This window comes from Streptomyces sp. NPDC057682, assembly GCF_042799575.1.
GTDB lineage: Bacteria > Actinomycetota > Actinomycetes > Streptomycetales > Streptomycetaceae > Streptomyces.
Genome location: NZ_JBHVIN010000038.1, coordinates 1 through 11,174 on the forward strand (window position 1 = coordinate 1; position 11,174 = coordinate 11,174).

Genomic DNA, 11,174 nt, shown 5'->3' on the forward strand with positions numbered 1-11,174 from the left:
GGCTCCCCTGGAGGAGCCGGGCCCGGCCGTCGTACGCGGTGAAGCCGTTGCTCAGGTGCTACGAGCCCGCGCGGAACCCCCGCAGCCGCAGCGAGTTGCCGACGACGAACACCGACGAGAAGGCCATCGCCGCACCCGCGATCATCGGGTTCAGCAGCCCCATCGCGGCCAGCGGCAGCGCCGCCACGTTGTACGCGAAGGCCCAGAACAGGTTGGTCCGGATGGTGCCGAGCGTCCGGCGCGAGAGCCGGATCGCGTCCGCGGCGGCCCGCAGGTCCCCGCGCACCAGGGTCAGGTCACCGGCCTCGATGGCCGCGTCCGTGCCGGTGCCCATCGCCAGGCCCAGATCGGCCTGGGCGAGCGCGGCGGCGTCGTTGACGCCGTCCCCGACCATCGCGACCGAACGGCCCTCCTCCTGGAGGCGCTTGACGACATCGACCTTGTCCTGCGGCATGACCTCGGCGTATACCTCGTCGATGCCGACCTCGGCGGCGACCGACTCCGCGACCGCCCGGTTGTCCCCGGTCAGCAGGATCGGCTTCAGCCCCAGGCGGCGCAGCCGCCCGATGGCCTCGGCGCTCGTCTCCTTGACCGCGTCGGCGACCTCGACGACCGCGCGCGCCTCGCCGTCCCAGGCGACCGCGATGGCGGTCCGGCCCGCCTTCTCCGCTTCCGCCTTGCGGAGCGCGAGTTCCTCCGGCAGCCGGATCTCCCACTCGGCCAGCAACTGCTCCCGGCCGACGAGGACGGCGTGGCCCTCGACGACACCCTGAACACCCAGCCCGGGGACGTTCGCGAAGTCCTCGGGGGTGGGGAGCGGGGCTCCGGTGCGTTCGGTGGCTCCGGTGGCGACGGCCTGGGCGATGGGGTGTTCGGAGGCGTGTTCCAGGGCTCCGGCGAGGCGCAGGACGTCGGTTTCGGTGGTGCCGGGGGCGGTGTGGACGGTCTGGAGGGTCATGCGGCCGGTGGTGACGGTGCCGGTCTTGTCGAGGACGATGGTGTCGACGCGGCGGGTGGTCTCCAGGACTTCGGGGCCCTTGATGAGGATGCCGAGCTGGGCGCCGCGTCCGGTGCCGACCATGAGGGCGGTCGGGGTGGCGAGGCCCAGGGCGCAGGGGCAGGCGATGATCAGGACGGCGACCGCCGCCGTGAACGCGGCCGTCAGACCCTCCCCGGTGCCCAGCCAGTAGCCCAGCGTGCCGAGGGCGAGCGCGATGACGACCGGGACGAAGACCGCCGAGATCCGGTCGGCCAGCCGCTGTGCCGAGGCCTTGCCGTTCTGCGCGTCCTCGACCAGCTTGGCCATCCGGGCGAGCTGGGTGTCGGCGCCGACCCGGGTCGCCTCCACGACCAGCCGGCCGCCCGCGTTCAGCGTCGCTCCGGTCACCTGGTCGCCGACGCCGACCTCGACGGGCACGGACTCACCGGTCAGCATCGAGGCGTCGACCGCCGAGCTGCCCTCCACCACCGTGCCGTCCGTGGCGATCTTCTCGCCCGGCCGGACCAGGAAGCGGTCCCCGACCACCAGGTCCGCCGTGTCCACGGTGACCTCGCGGCCGTCGCGCAGGACGGTGACCTCCTTCGCGCCCAGTTCGAGCAGGGCCTTCAGCGCGGCGCCCGCCTTCCGCTTGGAACGGGCCTCGAAGTAGCGCCCGGCCAGGATGAACGCGGTGACGCCGGCGGCGGCCTCCAGATAGATGTTCCCGGAGCCGTCGCTGCGGCCGATCGTCAGCTCGAAGGGGTGGGTCATGCCGGTCATCCCGGCCGTCCCGAAGAACAGCGCCCACAGGGACCAGAGGAACGCGGCCGAGGTGCCGACCGAGATCAGCGTGTCCATGGTGGCCGCGCCGTGCCGGGCGTTGGTCCACGCGGCCCGGTGGAACGGCCAGGCGGCGTAGGTGACGACCGGGGCGGTCAGGGTGAGGGAGAGCCACTGCCAGTTGTCGAACTGGAGCGCGGGGATCATCGACATGGCGATCACCGGCACCGCGAGCAGCACCGCCGTGATCAGCCGCTGCCGCAGCGGGCGCAGCTCGTCCGTCCCGTCCGCGTCCGGGGCCGGCGCCGCGTCCGCGGAGGCGGTCCGGGCGGCCGGGGGAGCGGGCCGGTGGGCGGTGTAGCCGGTCTTCTCGACCGTGGCGATCAGGTCCTCGACGGTGAGGTCCGCGCCCCGGTAGCTGACCTTGGCCTTCTCGGTGGCGTAGTTGACGGTGGCCTCGACCCCGTCCATCCGGTTGAGCTTCTTCTCGATCCGGGCCGCGCACGAGGCACAGGTCATTCCGCCGATGGCGAGTTCGACCTCTGTCGCGACGCCGGTACCTGCGGTGTCACCGGGGGCGGTGACGCCGATGGTGTCTGCGGTCTGCGCGGACACGGTGCCTCCTTGCTCGTAGGGACCTTCCCGACCGGGCCGTTTCCGGACCGGGGTGTCGTCCCGGCCTTCTCCCGCTCGGTCGTTCATACCCCTGGGGGGTATCTCTTACGTCTTCAGGTATACCCCCTCCCCCTATGTAAACGCAAGGGTGATCCGCGGGGGAATCCGGGGTCGCGCGCGTCCGGTCGCCGGTCGGGCGTCCGGCCTCGCGTATCTTCACGTTCGCGGTGAGGCTGCGCCCCGGGCCTACCGCCCCGTAGGCTGGCATTGGACTAGACCTATAGCTGCTTCCTGGAAGATTGGGTTCCCATGAGCAACCGTGCAGTCCTGGAGGTGATCGCTCTCGACGCGGAGGACGCGGTCGCCGCCCAGGCGGGTGGTGCGGACCGGCTTGAGCTGGTCACCGACATGGCGGCCGACGGCCTCACCCCGTCCTGTGCCACCTTCGCGGCGATCCGCGCCGCGGTGGACATTCCGCTGCGGGTGATGCTCAGGGTGGCCGACGGCTTCGCGGCCGGCGACATCGACGTCCTCGTGCGCAAGGCGCGCGAGCTGCGGGCGGAGGGCGCGAACGAGTTCGTGCTGGGCTTCCTGGACGCGGAGGGGCGCCCCGACCTGGTCGCCGTCGAGCGGATCGTGGCGGAGCTGGACGGCTGTCACTGGACCTTCCACCGCGCGATCGACCGCGCCGCCGACCGGGACGCGCTGCGCAAGGACCTGGCGGACCTGCCCGGCCTGGACACGTACCTCACCGCCGGTTCGGCCGCCGGGGTCGACGAGGGCATCCCGACGCTCGTGGTCGAGGCGGCGCGCAAGGGTGAGCCCGGGTACGAACCGCAGATCCTCGTCGGCGGCGGACTGCGTCTTGAGCACCTGCCGGAGCTGCTGGACGCCGGTATCGACGCCTTCCACATCGGCGGCGCGGCCCGCCGGGGCGGCTGGTCGGGGCCGGTCGACACGGCGGCGGTACGCGAATGGCGCGACGTGCTCGACGCGTAGCCCTTCGGGGGTGCGGGGTGCGCCTCTGCTGGGTGGGGGGGGGTCCCTCCGGGGTGACTCCTCGGGAATGGCGTGTTCACCCCGGTGCGTAACGGACCCGGGTCGTACGCCATTTCCTGCGGGGACACCCCTGCGCGCCCCCACCCGGGCCGGTTGTGCGTCCGCACGCCGGTGGGACCGGCTGCCGCGGACTGTCGATCACGCTGTCGCGGACGCACGACGGCCGGGGCCGGGGGCGTGCAGGGGCGTCCCCGCAGAACGACGAACACAGACCCGGGTACGCATACGTCGGCCCGCACGTTCGTCGTTCGAGGAGTCGCCCCGGAGGGACCGGGCCCCCCACGCGACGAACATCAGGCGCACCCGGGTCCCGTGAGCCGTTCCTGTCATGACCCTGGCGCAATAAACGCCCCGGCGTTCACAATGGCGTCACGGCGGTGTGGGAACGCTCCCACAGTGCCTCCCCGGCGCTGCTCGCATGCTGTGGGAGCGTTCCCACATCGCTGGGTTTGTCGTGTTGCCGGAACGTGCCCCCACCCCTACCGAAAGGCTCCCGGTGAACGCCTCCACGCCCCCGCCCCCCACGGGCCGCACCCGCGCACGCCGCAGGCGCCGCGTCCTCGCCGCGCTGGCCCTCGCCGCGCTCGCCGGCGGCGCCCTCACCGCCCCCGGAGCCGCCGCCGAGGACGGCGACCCGGCCCCCGAACAGATCACCAACGGCGACTTCGCCGCCGGAACCGCCCCCTGGTGGTGGACCGCCAACACCACCGCGGCCGTCACCGACGGCCGCCTCTGCGCGGACGTGCCGGCCGGGACCGCCAACCCCTGGGACGTGATCATCGGGCAGAACGACATCCCGCTCGTCGCGGGGGAGTCGTACACCCTCACCTACACGGCCACCTCCACCGCCCCGCTGGCCATCCACACCAACGTCCAGATGGCCACCGACCCGTACACCACCGACCTCTCGGCCACCGACACCATCGGCACCGAGGCCGTCCCGGTCACCCATGTCTTCACCGCGACGACCGACCGCGACGCGGCCCAGGTCGCCTTCCAGATCGGCGGCGGCGCGGCGGGCACGTTCTGCCTCGACGACGTCTCCCTGCGCGGCGGCGCCGAACCGCCCGTGTACGAGCCCGACACCGGCTCCCCGGTCCGCGTCAACCAGGTCGGCTACCTCCCGCGCGGCCCCAAGAACGGCACCCTCGTCACCGACGCGGCCGAGCCCCTGACCTGGACCCTGCGCGCCGCCGACGGCACCGCCGCCGCCACCGGCACCACCGTCCCCGGCGGCACCGACCCGACGTCCCGGCAGAACGTCCACACCTTCGACTTCAGCACCGTCACCACCCCCGGCGACGGCTACACCGTCGAGGCCGACGGCCAGGTCAGCGAGCCCTTCTCGATCCGCTCCGACCTCTACGACACGCTGCGCCGCGACTCGCTCGCGTACTTCTACCAGAACCGCAGCGGCATCGAGATCGACGGCGACCTCGTCGGCGAGCAGTACGCCCGGCCCGCCGGACACCTCGGCGTCGCCCCGAACAAGGGCGACACGGACGTGCCCTGCCAGCCCGGCGTCTGCGACTACCGGCTCGACGTGCGCGGCGGCTGGTACGACGCCGGCGACCAGGGCAAGTACGTCGTCAACGGCGGCATCGCGGTCGCCGAACTCATGGACACCTACGAGCGCACCCTGACCGCCGACGGGGCCGAGTCCGCCGAACTCGGCGACGGCGCCCTGGCCGTGCCCGAACACGGCAACGGCGTGCCGGACATCCTCGACGAGGCCCGCTGGGAACTCGACTTCATGCTCCGCATGCAGGTCCCCGCCGGACAGCCCCTCGCCGGCATGGTCCACCACAAGATCCACGACGCCCAGTGGACCGGCCTGCCGATGATGCCCGACCAGGATCCCCAGCAGCGCGAACTCCACCCGCCGTCCACCGCCGCCACCCTCAACCTGGCCGCGGCCGCCGCCCAGTGCGCCCGGCTCTACGCCCCGTACGACGCCGAGTTCGCCACCCGCTGCCGCACCGCCGCCGAAACCGCCTGGACCGCGGCGAAGGCCCACCCGGACGTGCTCGCCGACCCCGCCGACGGCACCGGCGGCGGCACGTACAGCGACGACGACGTATCCGACGAGTTCTACTGGGCCGCCGCCGAACTCTTCACCACCACCGGCAAGGAGACCTACCGTCAGGCCCTCCTGGACTCGCCCCTGCACGGCGACACCGACGCCGTCTTCCCCGCCGACGGCGGCATGTGGTGGGGCGGCACCGCCGGGCTCGGCGTCCTCACCCTGGCCACCGTCCCCAACGGCCTGACCGACGACCAGCTCGCCGGGGTCCGCTCCGTGGTGACCACGGCCGCCGACCGCTACGCCGCCCAGACCGAGGACCAGCTGTACGGCGTGCCGTACGCCCCCAACGGCCAGAACTACGTCTGGGGCTCCAACAGCCAGGTCCTCAACAACATGATCGTGCTGGCCACCGCCGCCGACCTCACCGGCACGGACCGCTACCGCGACGCCGTCCTGCGCGGCACCGACTACCTCCTCGGCCGCAACCCCCTCAACCAGTCCTACGTCACGGGCTACGGCGAACGCAGCTCCCAGAACCAGCACCACCGGGTCTGGGCCCATCAGAGCGACCCCGCCCTGCCGCACCCGCCCGCCGGCTCCCTCGCGGGCGGCCCCAACCTCACCGCCCCCACCTCCGGCGACCCCGAGGCCGCGGCCAAGCTCACCGGCTGCGCCGCCGCGATGTGCTACCTCGACGACAACGGCTCCTACGCCACCAACGAGGTCGCCATCAACTGGAACGCCCCGCTCGCCTACATCGCGTCCTACCTGGACGACGCCGGCGACGGCGCCGGACCGGTCCGCTCCTGCCGCGTCACGTACTCCTCGCACCCCTGGAGCACCGGCTCGACCACCACGGTCACGGTGAAGAACACCGGCACCGAGGCCGTCACCCCCTGGTCGCTCACCTGGCTGCTCCCCGGTGACCAGCGGCTCAGCCACACCTGGAGCGCCGAACTCACCCAGTACGGGCGGACGGTGACCGCCGCCCCGCTCTCCTGGAACCGCACCCTCGCACCCGGCGCGAGCGTCGACTTCGGGTTCAACAGCAGCGTCACCGGCGCGGCCCTCGACCCCGGAACCGTCAAACTGAACGGGAGGGCGTGCACGGCCGGCTGAACCGGGGCGGTGTGCGGGCCTCCGCACACCGCCTCCCCCTCACCCCAACTCCTCCGGCAGCGCCGCCGCGTGAAGGACGATCAGCCCGGACACCGCACGCGTCAGCGCCACATACAGCCGGCGCAGTCCCGTCCGCTCGTCCGGCTCGCCGTCGACCACCGCCGCCGGTTCGTCCAGCACCACGTAGTCGTACTCCAGACCCTTGGCCAGCGAGGCCGGGACCAGCGTCAGCCGGGACTCGGCCGTCGTCTCCTCGCCCGGCGAGAGCCAGCTGTGGCCCGCCGCCTCCAGGGCCGCCTCCAGCGCCGGAATCCGGGCGTCCGCGGCGATCAGACCCGTCGACCCCTCCTGCTCCAGCGACTCCTCGCACGCCGCGACGACCGCCGCGTCCAGCGCCCCGGCCTCCGCCACCTCCCGTACGGACAGCGAACCGGGCGACTCACGCACCGACTCCACCGCCGTCAGACCCGGTGAGATCACCGGCAGCAGCCGCGAGGCGTACGCGATCACCTCGCGCGGCACACGGAAGCCCGCCGTCAGCTCCTCCACCACCGCGTCCGGCTTCCCCAGATGGTGCAGCGCCTGCTCCCAGCTCCGCGTCGACCACGGCGTCGTGCCCTGCGCGAGATCCCCGAGCACCGTCGCCGACCCCGTCGAACAGCGCCGCCCCACCGCCCGGTACTGCATGGGGGACAGGTCCTGCGCCTCGTCGACCACCACATGGCCCAGCGAGTGCGTGCGCTCCACCAGGTCGGTCGCCTCGTCGATCAGCACCGCGTCCGCCGCCGACCACTTCGCCGACTTCACACTGCGGGCCGGCTTCGCCCACAGGATCGCCTTCTGCTCGTCCTCGCCCAGCAGCCCCTCCGCGTGCGCGGCCAGGAACTCCGGGTCCGACAGCAGCCGCAGCACCAGCTTCGACGGATCGACCGCCGGCCAGACCGCCTTCACGGCCGCCTTCACCGCCGGGGTCCGCGCCACCGCGTTCTGCACCCGGTCGTCGGGCGCCTCGCCCGCCTCCTCCATCCGCACGAGCACGGCGTGCGCGATGCGCTGCGGCAGTGCCTCGTGCGCCGCCCCGTACCGCATGTCCCGGTCCAGCAGCTCCCGGACCATCTCCTCGATCTCGTACGCCGGCACCCGCCAGCGCCGCGAACCGCGCACCACCATGACCGGCTCGACGGGCATCGTCACATGCGAACGCAGCGCCCGCCGCAGCACCTCCGCCATGCGGGCGTCGCCCTTCACCACGGCCGCCGCCGCCTCGTCCGTCCCCCGGACCTCGACCCGCGCGGCCACCAGGTCCTCGACGGTCGCCTGCTTCACCTCCAGCTCACCGAGGGCCGGGAGCACCTGCTCGATGTAGTGCAGGAACGACCGGTTCGGCCCGATGACCAGGGTGCCCGTACGGGCCAGCCGCTCCCGGTGCGCGTACAGCAGATACGCCACCCGGTGCAGGCCCACGGCCGTCTTCCCGGTGCCGGGACCCCCCTGCACGCACACCGTGCCGCCGAGCCCGCTGCGGACGATCTCGTCCTGCTCCGGCTGGATCGTCGCGACGATGTCCCGCATCGGCCCGACACGCGGCCGCTCGATCTCCGCCTGGAGCAGCCTGCTGGTCTGCGCCGCCTCCGCGGGGTCGGTCAGATGCTCGTCCTCGTACGCGGTCAGCTCGCCGCCCGTGTACCCGAAACGGCGCCGTTGGCGCACGTCCAGCGGGTCCTTGCGGGAAGCCCGGTAGAACGGCTGGGAGACCGGGGCGCGCCAGTCGATGACCATCGGGTCGCCGTCGGCGTCGTGGACGTGGCGGCGCCCGATGTAGAACTGCTCGCCCTCCGCGCCCTCCGCCTCGGCGGCCCCGACCACGTGCAGATAGTCGAGCCGCCCGAAGAACAGCGGGGTGTGCGACAGATCGGCGAGCGACTTGATGCGCTCGGTGATCTGCGCCTGGAGGATCGCGGCGTTCACCCAGTTCGCCGTGACATCGCGGATGTCGAGGGCCTGGGCGTCCTCCCGCATGGCGCGCAGCGCGGCCCGCGAGGCCGCGAGATGGGCGCGTTCGTGCGCGAGGGGATCGGTGGTCGTGGTGTCGCTCTCGTGTGCGTGCGCGGGCACGGTGTTGCCTCCGGCATTCAACGCAGGACGACGGACCGCAGCCCGTCCCGGCCGGTGCGCGGGGCGATGCGGTCCGCTCGGGGATCGATCACGGGTACGCGCGGGGAGCGCGTACGGATGTCGGCCGGTTTCCGTCCGGTCGGCGGCGCTCCCCCGGCTGCCGGCACATGTCCTCGCGGACGGCCGGTACCACGGTGCGGGAGGCGGGCAGACCGGAGATTGTAGCCACCCCTCGTCCCGGGCGCGAACGAATATCGGGGGAGGGGATCCGTCCCGTAGGGGACGGCGTGCGACCCCAGGCCTACGCGGCCGCCGACGCGCTTCCGACTCCCGGCCGACGCGGTGGTACACCCGTTCGGAGCACCATGGATCCATGAGCACCGTCACCCTGAACCCCCGCAGGACCGGCCCCGCGCACGGCGCGACCGCGGCCACCGGTCACCCCCGCCGCCACCGCGCCGGAGACGCGGTCCGCGCCCTCACCGTGTACGCCCGCGCCGCGTTCGGCGTCGTCGTCCTCGGCGAGTACGCGGAGGAGGCGGGGGTCCGCCGCCGCGCCCACTGACGGCTCACCCTCGTGAGGCCCCGGGGCCTCAGCCCTCCGACAGCAGCTCGTCCGCGTCCACGATCCGGTACGCGTACCCCTGCTCGGCCAGGAAGCGCTGGCGGTGCGCCGCGAAGTCCTGGTCGATCGTGTCCCGCGCGACCACCGAGTAGAACCGCGCCTCGTGCCCGTCCGCCTTGGGACGCAGCACCCGGCCCAGCCGCTGCGCCTCCTCCTGGCGCGAGCCGAAGGTCCCCGACACCTGGATGGCGACGGTCGCCTCGGGCAGGTCGATGGAGAAGTTCGCCACCTTCGACACCACCAGCACGCTCAGCTCGCCCTGCCGGAAGGCGTCGAACAGCTTCTCCCGCTGGGCGTTCGTCGTCTCGCCCTTGATCACCGGGGCGCCCAGATGCTCACCCAGCTCGTCGAGCTGGTCGATGTACTGCCCGATCACCAGCGTCTGCTCGCCCTTGTGCTTGCGCACCAGCGCCTCGGTGACCTTCCGCTTCGTCGCCGTCGTCGCGCAGAACCGGTACTTCTCCTCCGCCTCGGCCGTCGCGTACGCGAGCCGCTCCGAGTCCGTCAGATTGACCCGCACCTCGACACAGTCCGCCGGGGCGATGTACCCCTGCGCCTCGATCTCCTTCCACGGGGCGTCGAACCGCTTCGGCCCGATCAGCGAGAACACGTCCGACTCGCGGCCGTCCTCCCGCACCAGCGTCGCCGTGAGCCCGAGCCGCCGCCGCGCCTGGAGATCCGCGGTGAACTTGAACACCGGCGCCGGCAGCAGATGCACCTCGTCGTAGATCACCAGCCCCCAGTCACGGGAGTCGAACAGCTCCAGATGCGGATAGACGCCCTTCCGCCGGGTCGTCAGCACCTGGTACGTCGCGATGGTGACGGGCCTGATCTCCTTGCGGGTCCCGCTGTACTCGCCGATCTCGTCCTCGGTCAGCGAGGTCCGCTTCACCAGCTCGTGCTTCCACTGCCGGGCCGACACGGTGTTCGTCACCAGGATCAGCGTCGTCGCCTTGGCCTGCGCCATCGCGCCCGCCCCGACCAGCGTCTTCCCGGCCCCGCAGGGCAGCACCACGACCCCGGAACCGCCGTGCCAGAACCCCTCGACGGCCTGCTGCTGGTACGGCCGCAGCGCCCAGCCGTCCTCGGCCAGATCGATCGGGTGCGCCTCGCCGTCCACGTACCCGGCGAGGTCCTCGGCCGGCCAGCCGAGCTTCAGCAGCGTCTGCTTGACCTGCCCCCGCTCCGAGGGGTGCACCGCCACGGTGTCCGGGTCGATCCGGGCCCCCACCAGCGGCTGGACCTTCTTCGACCGCAGGATCTCCTCCAGCACCGGCCGGTCCGTCGTCGTCAGCACCAGCCCGTGCACCGGGTGCTTGGACAGCGTCAGCCGCCCGTACCGGTCCATCGTCTCGGCGATGTCGACGAGCAGCGCGTGCGGGACGGGGTAGCGGGAGTACGTCACGAGCGCGTCCACGACCTGCTCGGCGTCGTGGCCCGCGGCGCGGGCGTTCCACAGCCCGAGCGGGGTCAGCCGGTACGTGTGGATGTGCTCCGGCGCGCGCTCCAGCTCGGCGAACGGGGCGATCGCCCGGCGGCAGGCGTCGGCCTGTTCGTGGTCGACTTCCAGGAGCAGCGTCTTGTCGCTCTGGACGATGAGGGGTCCGTTCACGCGCTTCGGCCCTTTCTGCGGGGCCGCCGGGGGGCGGCGGGGGTGGCCAAACGTCCAGTGTGCCGTACGGGGGGTGCGGGGTGCGCTGTGTGCGGGGTGCTCTGGGCTCGGGGTTCCGTCCTCAATCGCCGGACGGGCTGATGGGTGCGGGGTTCCCCGCAGGGGCGCCTTCTGTTCGTCGTGTGGGGTCCGGGGTCCCTCCGGGGCGACTCCTCGAACGACGAACGTGCGGGCACCTCGTAAG

6 protein-coding genes are annotated in these 11,174 nt (G+C 72.7%); 3 read left to right on the forward strand and 3 right to left on the reverse strand.

The features are described 5' to 3' along the window. Positions 1-58: 58 nt before the first annotated feature. Positions 59-2,374, reverse strand: coding sequence for a heavy metal translocating P-type ATPase (locus ACFVDM_RS38240; RefSeq protein ID WP_383651435.1), 2,316 nt, complete (start codon positions 2,372-2,374; stop codon positions 59-61). Between the two features lie 309 nt (positions 2,375-2,683). Between ACFVDM_RS38240 and ACFVDM_RS38245 the strand changes: the two genes are divergently transcribed. Both ACFVDM_RS38245 and ACFVDM_RS38250 read left to right on the forward strand, forming a co-directional pair. Beyond that, positions 2,684-3,373, forward strand: a complete 690-nt coding sequence (locus tag ACFVDM_RS38245; RefSeq protein WP_383651440.1) for a copper homeostasis protein CutC — start codon at positions 2,684-2,686, stop codon at positions 3,371-3,373. Between the two features lie 556 nt (positions 3,374-3,929). Then, a complete protein-coding gene (locus tag ACFVDM_RS38250) occupies positions 3,930-6,578 on the forward strand; it encodes a glycoside hydrolase family 9 protein (RefSeq protein WP_383651444.1) in 2,649 nt (882 codons plus the stop codon). A gap of 39 nt (positions 6,579-6,617) precedes the next feature. Here the strand turns inward: ACFVDM_RS38250 and ACFVDM_RS38255 are convergent, their stop codons facing one another. Beyond that, the gene (locus ACFVDM_RS38255) at positions 6,618-8,693 is read right to left on the reverse strand and encodes a HelD family protein (RefSeq protein WP_383651447.1); all 2,076 of its coding nucleotides are present in this window, start codon (positions 8,691-8,693) and stop codon (positions 6,618-6,620) included. A gap of 373 nt (positions 8,694-9,066) precedes the next feature. Between ACFVDM_RS38255 and ACFVDM_RS38260 the strand changes: the two genes are divergently transcribed. Then, positions 9,067-9,258 carry a hypothetical protein gene (locus ACFVDM_RS38260; RefSeq protein WP_383651451.1) on the forward strand — a complete coding sequence of 64 codons (192 nt, stop codon included), beginning with the start codon at positions 9,067-9,069 and terminating at the stop codon, positions 9,256-9,258. Positions 9,259-9,286: 28 nt separating this feature from the next. On the opposite strand, the gene ACFVDM_RS38265 is transcribed toward ACFVDM_RS38260, so the two are convergent. Beyond that, positions 9,287-10,930, reverse strand: coding sequence for a DNA repair helicase XPB (locus tag ACFVDM_RS38265; RefSeq protein ID WP_383651458.1), 1,644 nt, complete (start codon positions 10,928-10,930; stop codon positions 9,287-9,289). Positions 10,931-11,174 lie beyond the last annotated feature (244 nt).

Bases quoted from the DNA above. Each gene is read 5' to 3' on its own strand.
- ACFVDM_RS38245 (WP_383651440.1), top strand. From the start codon at position 2,684: ATGAGCAACCGTGCAGTCCTGGAGGTGATCGCTCTCGACGCGGAGGAC.
- ACFVDM_RS38260 (WP_383651451.1), top strand. From the start codon at position 9,067: ATGAGCACCGTCACCCTGAACCCCCGCAGGACCGGCCCCGCGCACGGC.